At 46.5% G+C, this 13,924-nt stretch carries 12 protein-coding genes and 2 pseudogenes; 11 read left to right on the top strand and 3 right to left on the bottom strand.

From position 1 onward, the window contains the following. Positions 1 to 250: 250 nt before the first annotated feature. Together O3W44_RS00835 and O3W44_RS00830 are read left to right on the top strand one after the other, a co-directional pair. Positions 251 to 1,396, top strand: coding sequence for an acyltransferase family protein (locus O3W44_RS00835; RefSeq protein WP_269291611.1), 1,146 nt, complete (start codon positions 251 to 253; stop codon positions 1,394 to 1,396). Positions 1,397 to 1,566: 170 nt separating this feature from the next. Next, a complete protein-coding gene (locus O3W44_RS00830) occupies positions 1,567 to 1,692 on the top strand; it encodes a hypothetical protein (RefSeq protein WP_269291610.1) in 126 nt (41 codons plus the stop codon). 180 nt (positions 1,693 to 1,872) lie between these two features. On the opposite strand, the gene O3W44_RS00825 is transcribed toward O3W44_RS00830, so the two are convergent. After that, complete coding sequence (locus tag O3W44_RS00825; protein ID WP_269291609.1) at positions 1,873 to 2,922, bottom strand: NAD(P)-dependent alcohol dehydrogenase; 1,050 nt, start codon at positions 2,920 to 2,922, stop codon at positions 1,873 to 1,875. Positions 2,923 to 3,028: 106 nt separating this feature from the next. On the opposite strand from O3W44_RS00825, the pseudogene O3W44_RS00820 reads away from it, so the two are divergent. From O3W44_RS00820 to O3W44_RS00805, 5 genes and pseudogenes are all read left to right on the top strand, one after another. Further along, positions 3,029 to 3,416 (top strand): annotated as a pseudogene (locus O3W44_RS00820) (winged helix-turn-helix transcriptional regulator). 226 nt (positions 3,417 to 3,642) lie between these two features. Then, on the top strand, positions 3,643 to 4,098 hold the full coding sequence (locus O3W44_RS24835; RefSeq protein WP_442954584.1) for a DUF2975 domain-containing protein: 456 nt from the start codon (positions 3,643 to 3,645) through the stop codon (positions 4,096 to 4,098). A gap of 78 nt (positions 4,099 to 4,176) precedes the next feature. Next, positions 4,177 to 4,365: a helix-turn-helix domain-containing protein gene (locus O3W44_RS00815; RefSeq protein WP_269291607.1), complete on the top strand. Its 189-nt coding sequence runs from the start codon at positions 4,177 to 4,179 to the stop codon at positions 4,363 to 4,365. Positions 4,366 to 4,521: 156 nt separating this feature from the next. Next, a complete protein-coding gene (locus O3W44_RS00810; protein ID WP_269291606.1) occupies positions 4,522 to 5,280 on the top strand; it encodes a hypothetical protein in 759 nt (252 codons plus the stop codon). Positions 5,281 to 5,336: 56 nt separating this feature from the next. Then, entirely contained in the window at positions 5,337 to 5,891 is a 555-nt protein-coding gene (locus tag O3W44_RS00805; protein ID WP_269291605.1) for a hypothetical protein, read from the top strand. 178 nt (positions 5,892 to 6,069) lie between these two features. Here the strand turns inward: O3W44_RS00805 and O3W44_RS00800 are convergent, their stop codons facing one another. Further along, complete coding sequence (locus tag O3W44_RS00800; RefSeq protein ID WP_269291604.1) at positions 6,070 to 6,891, bottom strand: Cof-type HAD-IIB family hydrolase; 822 nt, start codon at positions 6,889 to 6,891, stop codon at positions 6,070 to 6,072. Positions 6,892 to 7,144: 253 nt separating this feature from the next. On the opposite strand from O3W44_RS00800, the pseudogene O3W44_RS00795 reads away from it, so the two are divergent. Further along, positions 7,145 to 8,406: pseudogene (locus O3W44_RS00795) on the top strand (DUF1479 domain-containing protein). An 85-nt stretch (positions 8,407 to 8,491) separates the two neighbouring features. Then, positions 8,492 to 9,247, top strand: a complete 756-nt coding sequence (locus O3W44_RS00790) for a DeoR/GlpR family DNA-binding transcription regulator (RefSeq protein WP_269291603.1) — start codon at positions 8,492 to 8,494, stop codon at positions 9,245 to 9,247. Between the two features lie 15 nt (positions 9,248 to 9,262). Here the strand turns inward: O3W44_RS00790 and umuC are convergent, their stop codons facing one another. Then, positions 9,263 to 10,525, bottom strand: coding sequence for a translesion error-prone DNA polymerase V subunit UmuC (gene umuC, locus O3W44_RS00785; RefSeq protein ID WP_269291602.1), 1,263 nt, complete (start codon positions 10,523 to 10,525; stop codon positions 9,263 to 9,265). Between the two features lie 383 nt (positions 10,526 to 10,908). Between umuC and O3W44_RS00780 the strand changes: the two genes are divergently transcribed. Next, on the top strand, positions 10,909 to 12,120 hold the full coding sequence (locus O3W44_RS00780; protein WP_269291601.1) for a diguanylate phosphodiesterase: 1,212 nt from the start codon (positions 10,909 to 10,911) through the stop codon (positions 12,118 to 12,120). Between the two features lie 634 nt (positions 12,121 to 12,754). Further along, positions 12,755 to 13,912 carry an OmpP1/FadL family transporter gene (locus tag O3W44_RS00775; protein ID WP_331283423.1) on the top strand — a complete coding sequence of 386 codons (1,158 nt, stop codon included), beginning with the start codon at positions 12,755 to 12,757 and terminating at the stop codon, positions 13,910 to 13,912. Positions 13,913 to 13,924 lie beyond the last annotated feature (12 nt).

The following is a 13,924-nucleotide window of genomic DNA, read 5'->3' as shown; positions in this document are numbered from 1 at the left end:
CTTATTAATAGCGTAGTAAGCGTTTTATTGCGGCACTTTTTTGGCCTGTGGTAAACATCGTGCTCTTACAGCTAACCGCCTTATAAATAAGATGTAATCAGCAGTGAAACGCCTACGCCTTCTCCGATTTTTTCAATGATGCCGGGCTTCAGATTTATCTCGCTTTTTCTCCAGACAGTAGACTTAATTCCTGCCTTAAGGCTAAGTGAGCGCCTTCTTCCTGAAGACAATTTACAATTAAGGAATATTTATGTCTGCAACACGGGGTTGGTCCACGGAGTTAGAGGGGCTGAGAGGCATTGCATCGCTTTGGGTGCTGGTGGGACACATCAGTTTGCTGGTCCACTGCCATATCACACTTGTTTCGTCCCCTGGAATTGGCGTCGATCTTTTTATTCTGCTTTCCGGCTATCTGATGGCGAAGAACTACGTCGAGCGCCAGCATAAAGAGCCCTGGCAAAGCGTAAGCACGATTAAGAAATTTTGGATCCGCCGTTTTTTCCGTATCGCGCCACTCTATTACCTGCTGCTGATCGTCGCATTGTTTTATGGCCCGTGGTTTGGTGAAATGCGCGACACTATTGCTCATTTCTATTCCGGTACAGCGACCGAGACATCTCGCTATACTGATCAATCGCTCGCTAACATTTTAACTCACTTTAGTTTCCTGTTTGGTCTGCTGCCCGCATACGGATTCAATACAGTATTGCCAGACTGGAGTATTGGGCTGGAAATGCAGTTTTATCTGCTGTTCCCGTTCATTATGTTAGTCACGATGCGTTTTGGTTATGCCGTATCACTGATCACTATCATGGCGCTCTGCTGCGCAGGTCGTTACGTGTTCGCTGACTATTACGAAGCATTTGAAATGCCCTCGATGATCTTCATTAAACTCAATATGTTTCTCTCAGGCATGCTTCTGGCAGAAGCGATCCGCCGCAAGTCTTTGTTTTATGTCGCTCTGGCACTGCTGGGACCGGTTGCGAGCATGGTGATTGGCCTTGAAGCAATCAAGCTGCAGATTATTATGGAAGCTCTGATGATAGTGGGCATGGCAGCGATTCTTTGGCAGTATAAGGAAGATGGCCTGATGGCAAAATTGCTCATCTTTCCGCGTAAATTGCTTAACAACCGCTTGAGTACCTGGCTGGGCGACGTCTCATTCTCAGTGTATTTGCTGCATTTGCTTATTGTTATCCCGGCGATTGCTCTGCTGCTCAACCATACGGATCTTGAATACAAAAGCGATTTGATGCGCTTTATTGTGGTTTGTGCGGTTTCGATCCCTATCACTTACGCACTGGCGGCGCTGTTATTTAAACATGTCGAAAAGCCTGGTATTCAGCTTGGCAAGAAACTGCTGTCGCCTAAACTGGCCCAGCACGCCAGCCAGTGATCTGACGCTACCGCGCGGTGAGTGAAGGGATCCCGTCGCTCACCGCCAGCCACGTTTCCCTAATGCGATGAAATGACCTTCTGCCACTGGTCACGATACGTGAAGAACAGGCCCGTGACGTTTGTGGTGTCGCAGTCATATTACCTGCCTGTCTTAACAGGCAATAAGCTTTGTCTGTTGCCGCACCTTCGCTACGTTTTGATGAAAAGTTTGATTCTCAACTGTCTGCGCCAGTTCAAAGCAAAGCCGAAATTGAATCTTTGCTGGACGCTATTTTTAATGGTGGATCTGAATAAGGTATTCAGCCTCACCGACAGCGGTTTTAGCTTAACCACTAAAAGCATGTTGTAACTACAAAAGATTTTTGGCTGCACATTTTAATTACGTCATTCTTTGTCGGCGTAATTTTTAATAGCCTCTTCAGCTGTTGAAAGCATGTTAAAAAGCCTGCCTGATATCAGCAGGCAGGCTCTGTTTTACCAGCGTGTTTTTTGCATATCGATGACGAAGCGGTATTTCACATCACCTTTCAACATGCGTGCGAACGCGGATTCAATCTCCTCACCAGCAATTATTTCTATGTCTGCGGTAATGTTGTGCTTACCGCAGAAATCCAGCATCTCCTGCGTTTCACGCATGCTGCCAATTGATGTGCCGGTAATACTCAAGCGACGGAATACCATTGGTGTGACGTCAGGTGAGGGATGAGGCTGATCGGGAATGCCCACCAGCACCAAATGGCCATTGGTTTTTAAGGTGGCGAGATAAGGATTAAGATCGTGTGGCGCAGCGACGCAATCTAAAATGGTATCCAGCGACGTCAGGCATGCTGCCATTTGTTCATTATCACGTGATACCACAACTCGCTTTGCGCCCAGGCGACGCGCATCTTCGCCTTTTTCTGGCGAGGTGGTAAATAACGTGACCTCGGCGCCCAATGCGCTCGCCAGTTTAACGGCCATATGCCCTAACCCACCCAAACCAACTACCCCTACACGATCGCCTGCTTTTACATTGAAATGGCGCAGCGGTGACCATACCGTGACGCCTGCGCACAGCAAAGGCGCAACGCCGCTTAACGCAAGGTTATCAGGAATGGATACGACGAAACGGTGATCAACTATAACATGCTGCGCATAACCGCCAAAGGTAGTGCCACCGGTATATTTATCGGTGCCGTTATAAGTGGCAGTAAAACCCGCATCGCAGTATTGCTCTTCCTGCTGCTGGCAAAAATGACACTGACCACAAGAATCCACCATGACACCTACACCTACAACGTCGCCGACGGTGAAATTAGTGACGTTGTCACCCGTTGCGGTTATACGCCCTACAATTTCATGCCCTGGCACAAGAGGATAACGACTCACGCCCCACTCATTACGCGCCATATGTAAGTCGGAATGGCAAACCCCACAGTATAAAATTTCAACTTTTACATCACTGGGCTGTAAATCTCGTAGCGGGATCGGTCCGGCTTTAAGCGGTTGTTCCGCATAATGTGCAATGAGTGCTTTGATATTCATAGGATCTTTCCTGTGCTTTGCAGAAAATAAAGCGGCACACTATAGACACACGGGAACCTTGTTGGTAGTAGTTACCGTTTGGTAACCATTGAATAAGCAGGATGTTATGCCAGCATGGGTTGATGGAAAACTCTGTTTTTTTGCCGATTCGCCACCGCGTCGATTACTTGAACTTTTCTCCGTTAAATGGAGCACTATGGTATTGCACGCGCTTTACCACTGGCCGGAAAACCGGGCGCGCACGGGTGAGCTTCAGCGCAGTTTGCAAGGCATCTCAAAAAGATGCTCATCCAGACGCTGCGTGAACTGGAGCAACGTGGCCTGGTTTCACGCCAGGTTTACGAAGTGATCCCCCAAAAGTGGACTATTCGTTAACGCCACTGGGCAAAACGTTCGCTGAGCCTGTGGAGCAGATGTATCGGTGGGGACTGGAAAACCAGGCGGCTCTGGATGAGATGGAAGCGAATCAGCGCGTTCTGGATCCTGGCGCGTGATTATCGGATAAAGCTATTTTAATCAAGTGATTAGTAGCTTTTAAAAATTTTAACAGCGCGTTTAAACATTAAAAAATTATTGATTTTCGATAATTTTAATTGTCTTATTATCGTTTCTCAATAATAATCGCTTTACTGGCACGCTGTTGATCATGCTGAATATTCTAACCGTAGTCGGTGTAAACCCTGATAAGTGACCATATGTAACCAAAAGGTGCAGGAAGCGATGAACAGAGTAAAAGTGGCATTTTGGTGTCGCATCATGGAAGTGACATTACTGACATGCCTCATTTTCACTCCCCTTTTAGGGCAAGTAATTTTTTGGTTATCTCGTGGAGTGCCCACTGGAGGAACAATTGAAGTTGCTATCGGCACCATAACCTATGAATGTGATTCTTTTAATCTGTGCACCACAAATAATATCGTGCCGTTTATCACTTATCTTTGCGGTGACCTGATTATTTGTTTAATCCTTTGGCAACTCTATAAAATATTCAATAACATCAGACATAAAAATATATTCAGCCCACAAATTTTAAAGCACATCTACTGTGCGGGTTATTTTTTAATTCTGCTTTCTGTCTATTACATTATAACGGACATTCTAATTTATCTTCTGCAAGCGCCGGGGGAAATATCGAGTATGGATTTGAATTTGGCCATTTGTTCTACCTGCCAGTAGGAATAGGATTGATCATATTAGGATACATATTAAAACTGGCCGTCGAAATGAAAAAAGAACAAGACCTGGTAATTTAACATGGCAATCATCGTAGAGCTCGATTTAATTTTAAAATCTAAAAAAATGACAGCAAAGGAGTTAGCTAAAGCGATAGACATCACTGAAGCAAACTTATCAATACTGAAAAGTGGAAAAGCAAAGGCAATTCGCTTCTCCACTTTAGAAGCAATATGCCAGGTGCTGGACTGTCAGCCAGGGATATTATAAAATTCACTCAGGAATAGTGCTTCCCTATGGGTTGCGCGCTAAATCCCCCCACTAACTCTTTATCACAGTAGCAAAAATAGTCTTTATTACTGAGCCAGTATAATAATGGCTCACTGCATTACCTTTCTGCTTTACAAAAGTATCAATGGAGTGATTATGAAAAAAACGCTATATAAAATAACCATTATTTCTTTAATGCTATTTCTCCTTTCCTGCAAAACGCAGGATGAAGTAACATCAATCAATGAGAAATATGCTCAGTCAATTTTCGAATCGGCGCAAAACGCCTGGCCACAACTTAACAAAGCCTGGGAAAACAATCTTTATCAGCAACTACGACTTATTGTTGCTGATAAAGAAAATGCCTGGGCGATAGATGATTCCAGCATAGTAAAAATTCCTTATGAAGAGATCACTAAGCGCAATCTGCCTGTTGAATATTTTCACTATCAACAAATAGAGTGGTCAGATAAGCGCCCAACGCTTTATATGAGTTTGGGGAGGCTCTGCCTGCAGCGGAAAAAGCGCGGTTTCAGGCGGGTGGCGTACCCGAAATTTTCTATGGTGCTGTCCATGAAGCCTTTCATATTTTTGTTCATGAAGAATGGAAGTTACCCGCAACAACGGATAATTCTCGAGCAACGGTCTATCCCGCCTCGTTTACACCACGATTCTATCGAAACAGTATTATTCGGGCCTTATCTTCTACCATTCAAGGTGACAGTAATGGTCTCGGTCACGCACGATATTGGTTTGAACGGTGGAAAAAAGAGTACTCAAATGAGACAAGCCGCATCAACGCAACCGATGTTATTGAAGGGAGTGCGAAGTATATCGAAGCGATTTCGGAAATTTGCGCGCAAGGCATATATTTTGATTCGCAACAATACCACCACGCATTCCGAAAAAAATTAAAAGAGGAGGCAAGCTTTATAGATGCAACTGTAGATGGCGAAAGTTATACCATTGGTATGCTGGCGGGTTATCTGCTGGACCAACAAAACAAAGAGTGGAAATCATTACTTGAACAAGGCATAACACCGCTTGACATGTTACTCAGTGACGTCCCTGCTGTTTATCAAACCGCTGATGAAACATCGAAACAGATTATAAAGGAGAAAGTTAACAAGGAGAATGCATTACTGGCCCCTGTAATTGAACGCTTTATAAAAGACTATCACACCGCAGGAATAACGAAAATTTTTATAGATGACTCGAATATCGGCAGCTTCAGGATGGAGCAAGGGGTTTATCGTACAGATAAAATCCCGCATGATCTTTTAGTTGGTTTTTATCTTCATAAAAGCTGGTCAGGAAGTAGCATTGAATTTAATAACATTGTTGCCATAGATATTGAGGCATCGCCGCTGTATGGTAACAGGGGTGGTTATTTGATACTTTATCCAGGCGAACCACCTGAAAATAATAACGGACGTCTTATTTTAAAAACACCAGCTATCTCTCTTAATATTCCGTACCCTGCTAATCCCGACGCAACAGGCTTAATTAACATTAATCCTTTATAAGATTTTTAAAAAAGATATTGCACAGAACTGACTAAGCCACTCTTGATTTAGGGTATTAAAAAATCCGTAATCCGGCGTGATTACGGATTTTTGATCCTACAGCAACCGATTAATTAAACGCCTTGTTTTACTGTAGGATCAAATCCTTTCGTTGACAGACAATCAATGACCTGTCTCGTTAATCAAAGGGAAACTCACGCGCCAGCACACGTGAAATCACATTCAGCGCACCTTCATCGTTATTACTTTCCGTTTTATAACGCGCAACGGCACTCACTGGCGCAGCAGCATTAGCCATAGCAAAGCTGAAACAGGCCTGGCGTAACATTTCTATATCATTTGCGCTGTCGCCAATAGCTAAGACCTCACAATCGCCAATGCCCCATTTTTCTTGCAGCATAGCAATGCCGTGTGCTTTATGACATCCAGGAATGATCAGATCGATAAAGCCAAATCCACTGGATACAGGATGCATAATGTTTTCAATTTCACCCAACTGGCTATGCAAGCGTTCCATAAGTTCATCCACACCTTCATGTGCAAGGTTCAGGGAGAATTTGAAAATGGTGTCGTCAATATCGTAAAGGTTGTCGCGTTTTTCCAGTCGGTAATAGTGATTAGTCAGCATCGCAATCACCTCTTCTGGTACAGATGAATGCACATAGGCGCTGTTTCTGCCGCAAACGACCGTGCTGATACCAGGTTCTTGCGCCAGAATATCCAGAACCTGATGCACTTTCTCTTTAGCCAGTTCGCCACAGAAGAGCGTTTCGTTGCAGTCAGAGACCCAGGCACCGTTTTCAGCAACGAATGCGATCTCATTTTTTATGTCGGGAAAGTAGCGTTGTAACTGATAAAACTGATTACCGCTGGCCACCACAAACCGGATACCTTTTTCTTTTAATAGCGCGTACTGACGTGAAAATCGTTGGACGTTGTACTGCTTGTTCTCATCTAAAAAGGTGCCATCCATATCCACCGCAATCATCTTTACCGCCATTTTTTTCACCTTTTGCTAATGCCGCATTTTCCCTTCGGCTTGTTAATTTGATCCTTAAAGCTTAATCGCTGTGTGGATTATTGAGAATCCAAATCGTGACTTTGTTGAGCGGTTTCGGAGCCTTCCTGACTCAGGCATGTGTTTCAGCGCACACTTTTTCTTGTTGCGGTGTTGTGAATTTACGCGCACTATCTACGAATGAAAGATAAAAACTTACGCTCGTAACCCACAACAAACGTCAGCGGAGTGTTCTATGACAGTAAAAACACAATCTACACCGGTGCCTGAAGATGTCTCTTTCGCCATTCGTGAGTTAAAAAAGCAATTACGCGCCCAGACTGGCGATGTTGATGCGCTTTTTTCGCAAATTTCATCAAAAATTGAGCAGCGTATCGCTGAGGCGAAAGCGGACGAGCGTCGTACCGGCAGTGCCTGGCCCATTGTTCCAGTGCAGGATATCGTAAACGGTAAAGTTTCGGATGAAACCCGCGCATTGATAAAGCGACGCGGCTGCGTAGTGATAAAGCAGCACTTCTCCCGCGATCAGGCGTTGGCCTGGGATCAGTCAATGCTCGACTATTTAGATGCCAATCATTTTGATCAGCAATATCGCGGCCCTGGCGATAATTTCTTTGGCAGCCTTGAAGCGTCGCGGCCAGAAATTTATCCCATATACTGGTCACACGCACAAATGCAGGCGCGGCAAAGTGATGAGATGATGCAGGTCCAGTCCTTTCTTAATCGCTTATGGAAATTTGAATCACAAGGCCAACGCTGGTTTGATCCTGATGTCAGCGTTATTTATCCCGATCGCATTCGTCGTCGCTTACCGGGTACAACATCAAAGGATTAGGCGCGCACACTGATTCAGGTGCACTGGAACGCTGGTTATTGCCCGCTTATCAAAACGTTTTCAGAGAGCTTTTCAACGGAAATATTGATGCCTGGGATCCGTGGGATGCGGCGCACCGCACTGAAGTGCATGAATATGACGTGCCCAATACCACCAAGTGCTCGGTATTCCGTACTTTTCAGGGATGGACGGCGCTGTCCGATATGATCCCAGACCAGGGGTTATTACATGTGGTTCCAGTGCCGGAAGCGATGGCCTATATACTGTTGCGCCCGCTGTTATCCGATGTTCCCGACGATGAGCTTTGTGGGGTCGCTCCTGGTCGTGTGTTGCCTGTCAATGAAAAGTGGCATCCGCATTTGATCAAAGGGTTAAGTTCTGTTCCGGCCCTGGAAGCAGGTGATTCGGTATGGTGGCACTGCGATGTGATTCACTCTGTCGCGCCAGTAGAAAACCAGCAAGGCTGGGGCAATGTGATGTATATTCCCGCCGCACCTCTGTGCGAAAAAAATCTGGCTTATGCCCATTCCGTTGCCCAGGCACTCAGGCAAGGGCATTCGCCCGGTGATTTCCCAGCGGAAAATTACGAAACCGAATGGATGGATCGCTTCACGCTGGCTGATTTAAACCATAACGGTAAACGTGCGCTGGGCCTGGTATGAGGTTTAACCGCATCGTCTGACGATGCGGTCATTTCCTCGCTAACTCTGCTAAACTGCGACGATAACTTCTCTGGCAAACTGATATATGAACACACGCCATCAGCAGATTATTCAATTGGTTAACACACGCGGCAGCATCGCTGTTAGCGAACTTGCACAGTTGACAGGCGTCTCTGAAGTCACAGTACGTCAGGATCTTACTCAGCTGGAACGCGATCATTTCCTTCGACGTGTCCACGGTGCGGCACTGGCGCTGGATAGCGACGATGTCGGCACGCGCATGAATACGCGTTACAGCGTCAAGCAAGCACTTGCTAACCATGCCGCCAGCCTGGTCAACGATGGTGAATCTGTGTTTATCGAAGGTGGCAGCACCAATGCTTTACTGGCTCGCGCATTAGCCGATCGCCGCGAGTTAACGCTGATTACGGTCAGCCATTACATTGCCCATTTATTAAGACAAGCGGCTTGCGAAGTGATTGTGTTAGGCGGCATGTTTCAAAAAAGTAGCGAGTCGATGGTCGGCCCATTGACCCGTTACTGTATTCAACAGGTCCACTTTCATAAAGCTTTTGTCGGCGTTGATGGCTGGCATCCCGCTACCGGCTTTACGGGCCGCAACATGTTGCGTTGCGATGTCGTTGATGCAGTTTTAGCAAAAGCTTCTGACACCTATGTACTCACGGACTCATCAAAATTCGGTCAAATCCATCCTTTTCCTTTGTCACCTGGGCACCAGACACGTCATGTCATTACTGACAATGCGCTCAATCCTGACTGTTTGCTACAGCTTCAGGAACAAGGTATAGCGGTGACACAGGTGAGTGTTCCGCATACATAGCGGCCTCAGCAGCGTTTATTTTACGATGGGAAGATCTGAAAAGCGCGTGGTATAAGCAGGTGACAGCATTTCGCGCTTCATTCCCCATGTCTTTTGTATGCCTTGTCCGGCAAACCAGACCTTTCCTTTTCCTGATGTGTTGATTTTATCAATGACCCCCATCAAGGCAGCACTGTTGGCTTGTGGCTGGAAGTCATCAAACAGATTCAGCTGCGCCACGCCCTGACTAAAAAAGTCACTCAGGATCACCCCGGCTTTCATATAGCGATGCCCTTCTTTCCACATTGAATCAAGGGCGCGTACAGCTTCACGAATAATATCGCGCGTATCATTTGACGGAATCGACAGCCTGCTGCTTATCTGATTATTGTAAAACACTGCATTATCCGCATGGGGACTGGTACGGATAAACACGCTGATCAGGCGGCAATGCTGCTTTTCCTGCCGAAGCCTTTCAGCTGCCCGCTCTGCATAGGTACAGACAGCCTGATGCATTTCCACATAGTCCGTGATGCGATGCCCAAAAGAGCGGCTGCAGATAATTTGTTGTTTAGCAGGCGCAAACTCCTCAATTCCCAGACAAGGCTCGCCACGTAATTCACGCACCGTGCGTTCTAACACCACGTTAAAATGCTTTCTGATAATCCAGGTGCTCTGTTCAGCCAGGTCTTTAGCGGTAATAATACCCATCGCATTGAGCTTCTTGCTGATACGACGCCCCACGCCCCAGACCTCTTCAACCGGAACCAGCGCCATCAATTTTTTTTGCCGTTCAACGTTAGAAAGATCGAGTACGCCCTCAGTCTTACTCCACTTTTTTGCCGCATAATTAGCCAGTTTGGCAAGGGTTTTAGTCTGTGCAATGCCCACACCAACTTTAAGATGTGTTTCTCGCCAGATACGATCCTGTATCTCATGGCCAAACGCCTCCAGCACCCGACAATTGCGTACCCCAGCCAGATTCATAAACGCCTCATCTATAGAGTAGATTTCTACTGAAGGCGCTATTTCTTCAAGTATGCTCATTACCCTTGATGACATGTCAGCATAAAGCGTGTAGTTGGAACTGAAAACGTGCACATTGTGTTGTCGAATCTCATCACGCATTTTGAAATAGGGTGCCCCCATTTCAATTCCTGCGTTTTTAGCCTCGCGATTGCGAGCAATGACACAGCCATCATTATTCGAGAGAACGACAACAGGTTTGCCTTTCAAGTCTGGGCGAAAAATGGTTTCGCATGCCGCATAAAAACTGTTTACATCCACTAAGGCAAACACAATGACAGCCTTATCTTGTGCGCACGATTTATCGCTACACCCCTTTTCATGCCACATCTTTCACCAAAGAGGAGCAGCAGGCCTGGCTGACACAATAATTCGGCGGGAAGCTGAAGTTTAAACAGACTAAAAACGCGCACAGACACCTCACAACATAACTGTATATAAATACAGTAGATTCTGGTGGGTGGTTTGATCAAGCATCGCCATGCAGATTTAAGCGAAGCGACTGAGATTAAAAGGATTTTTGTTTTCTGTTACAGAGCTAAAGCCAAACGCCGTAACACGGCAAATTTTTACACATTTTAGAAACAAATCTGGACAACAGTGCCAGGGCTTCTGGTAATGTATGCCGCAAAATAGAAAAAAATTTGGAACTTTTTATGTTGTCGACAATCATCTATCGCAGCCACCTTTGTGATGCAGTTCCAATAAAAGAACTGGAAGAGCTTGCAAAAAAAGCTAACAAAATCAATGAATCCTTCAAGGTAACAGGTATTCTGCTTTTTAACGGTACGCATTTCTTTCAGGTGCTTGAGGGCCCGAATGATGCCGTACTCGCTATTTACAAACGAATTTGTGAAGATTCCCGGCACCATAATATTGTTGAATTAATGCGCGATTATGCGCCATCGCGTCGCTTCGGTAATGCCGGAATGGAGCTTTTTGATCTAAGGGAACATGACAAAACCACGGTCCTTCAGGCTGTGTTGGATAAAGGCACCTCAAAGTATCAGCTCACTTACGATGATCGTGCGCTTCAGTTCTTACGCACCTTCGTTGAAGCCAGAGAAAAGGAAAACTACTTTGAAATCCCTTCAACTGATTCGTGGGATTTCATTGTGGATGAAAATCCAGTGCTCACAGGCAATTCAACCCATTCGGGCGTTGAAAATTACCGTTTTGCCTTTCAACCCATTATCGACCCGCTTTCCCGTCGTATCGTTTCGCTTGAAGCCTTAATGCGCCATTCAGATGGCTCTTCACCTCGTGGCTATTTTGCTCAGGACACGTCGCGTGATATCTACGAAACCGATCTGAAATCCAAAAAGCTTGCCTTTGCTTTGGCTAAAAAACTGGGTATAGAAGGATTGACGCTGTCGATAAATCTGCTGCCTGGGTCACTGGTTATGGTGCCCGACGCTGTCGATTTCCTGCTGCGGGAAATTCATGAAAATGGCCTGGTGCCAGAGCAAATTGTTGTTGAAGTGACAGAGAATGAGGTTATTTCTCGCGTTGAAGCGTTTGATACCGCGATCAGGCAGCTGAAAGCCGCAGGTATTAGCCTTGCGATAGATGATTTTGGTGCAGGCTCTGCCGGGCTTTTGCTGCTGGCACGTATTCAACCCGATAAAATTAAAATTGATCGTGAGATCATCAGCGATGTGCATAAGAGCGGCACGAAACAAGCTATTGTGCAGGCAATTATTAAATGCTGCTCTGCGCTTCAAATCTCAGTGACCGCTGCAGGCATAGAAAAAGCGGAAGAATGGATGTGGCTGGAAGCGGCCGGGATTTATAATTTCCAGGGTTCACTGTTTGCAGCACCAAAACTCAATGGCATTCCTGCGGTTGCCTGGCCTGAATTAAAGTAAAAAATTGCAGCGGGCCAGGCCGTGCCGCATGGCCCTTGCAGGGGTGTCAATGACACCCCTGTTTTTGTAAACGCTGCTCTGCCTTGATGGGCGAATGTTCAGAAGCGCGAGCCATACTCACCGGTAATGCCCCGCTAAATGAAATGGTTTTTTCAAGCTTAATTGAAAGACAGAAGAGATTTCATTTATTACCGGAAAAATGAGGTTTAAAAGCAGGAGCGCAGATATAAATATGAAAAATTGCGTTAATATATTTAGCCGCTTCTTAAATTCATGGAAAATTTATTTTATAAAAATTAATTTATTATTTTCTTACAAGGTTAATCATTAACGCTTTCTGTAAATTATTAACCGCTCAGATTCAACTCAAAATCTCCCCAAAGCCTTCCGGCACTGCATTTACATCTCTTCGCTGCGCCCTGTTTGTTCTTATTAATAAATAATTCCGAACTAAAGATGTGTAATTTTAACGTTGCCGTGCAGCAAATTTTTAGCCAATCCATATGCTTCCACGCTTAGTTTGCTGATGGTCAATTAACCCTGATAGTTTTTCGTGCAACCTGATGTTTCTACTTCATTAATATTGCTGTAAACGAAGCTGAGAAACGCATGCATAAAAAAACACCTCCTGATATTGCTGTTCACCCTTTCTACCGCTAATGCGAGTGGACTTTATTTATATGAAATCGGAACCGACGATATTGGCCTGGCCAGCGCCGGTCAGGCTGCGCGTGCACAGGATGCCTCAACACTGTTTACCAATCCGGCCGGCATGACGCTGCTGCCCGATAAGATGCTGACAACGGGCGTACAGGCGCTGTATGGCGATGCACCTTATCACCTGGACAGGGATGCACGACTGAGCGGAAAAAGCCCGGGTAATGTCATTGGCTGGTTTCCCGGCGGCAGCGCCTTTTATACGCAGCGGCTCACGCCTGACATCAGCGCAGGCATCGGGTTTTACGGCAATTACGGGCTGGGCCTGCACTTCGGTGACTGGGCGGGCAAAAATGTGCTTAAAGACAGCACGCTGCTGGGCGTCACGCTCATGCCGGCTCTCGCCTGGCGATATAATGACGCGCTCTCTCTGGGGGCCGGGGTCGGTATTAATTACGGCCTGCTGAAGATTAAACGCGCCCGGGGCGACGCGCTTTCCGATCGCGACTGGGCGCTGAATGCCAGAGTGGGTGCGCTGTGGCAGTTCAGTAAGCAGACCCGCGCCGGACTCACCTATACCAGCCGGGCAAATTATAACTTTAACGTTAATCAGACCGTCCGGCCCGACCCGCTCAGCCATTCCTCTTCTTATACGTTACCCATCAGCGCCAGCGTCAATGCACCGCAGCAACTCATGTTCAGTGTTTACCATCAGCTCAGCGATCGCTGGGCAATCATGGGCGATGCCGGCTGGCAGGACTGGAGCGACTACAGCAACAGCGAAATCACCGTGGCGGGTAACCGCCTTGACAGCAACGACCGGCTGCGCGACACCTGGCACCTGGCGCTCGGCACGCAGTTCCGGCTGAATGCGGACTGGACGCTCAATACCGGCGTGGCGTTCGACAGCAGCTTTTACCGTAGCCAGAGCGATACCTCCTTAACCATGCCTTCCGGCGCTGCCTGGCGCTGGGGAGCGGGTGCCCGTTATCAACTCGATCCTGACAGCAGCGTGGGCATGGCATTCGAGTATGTTCACATTGAATCCTCTTCCGTCTCGTCTCCTCTTTTCAAAGGAGGCTATGACAGCCCTGCGCTTTATTTCTTCGGCATGAGCTACAGCCGGACCTTCTGACCTGACTGAAAA

This window comes from Pantoea sp. LMR881, from assembly GCF_027157825.1.
GTDB classification, from domain to species: Bacteria; Pseudomonadota; Gammaproteobacteria; order Enterobacterales; family Enterobacteriaceae; genus Pantoea; species Pantoea haifensis.
This window is presented reverse-complemented; position numbering and strand designations above follow the sequence as displayed.

Excerpts from the sequence above, each read along its gene's own strand:
- O3W44_RS00835 (WP_269291611.1), top strand. The coding sequence starts at position 251 with ATGTCTGCAACACGGGGTTGGTCCACGGAGTTAGAGGGGCTGAGAGGC.
- O3W44_RS00825 (WP_269291609.1), bottom strand. The coding sequence starts at position 2,922 with ATGAATATCAAAGCACTCATTGCACATTATGCGGAACAACCGCTTAAA.
- O3W44_RS24835 (WP_442954584.1), top strand. The coding sequence starts at position 3,643 with ATGAACAGAGTAAAAGTGGCATTTTGGTGTCGCATCATGGAAGTGACA.
- O3W44_RS00815 (WP_269291607.1), top strand. The coding sequence starts at position 4,177 with ATGGCAATCATCGTAGAGCTCGATTTAATTTTAAAATCTAAAAAAATG.
- O3W44_RS00810 (WP_269291606.1), top strand. The coding sequence starts at position 4,522 with ATGAAAAAAACGCTATATAAAATAACCATTATTTCTTTAATGCTATTT.
- O3W44_RS00805 (WP_269291605.1), top strand. The coding sequence starts at position 5,337 with ATGCTGGCGGGTTATCTGCTGGACCAACAAAACAAAGAGTGGAAATCA.
- O3W44_RS00800 (WP_269291604.1), bottom strand. The coding sequence starts at position 6,891 with ATGGCGGTAAAGATGATTGCGGTGGATATGGATGGCACCTTTTTAGAT.
- O3W44_RS00790 (WP_269291603.1), top strand. The coding sequence starts at position 8,492 with ATGAACACACGCCATCAGCAGATTATTCAATTGGTTAACACACGCGGC.
- O3W44_RS00780 (WP_269291601.1), top strand. The coding sequence starts at position 10,909 with ATGTTGTCGACAATCATCTATCGCAGCCACCTTTGTGATGCAGTTCCA.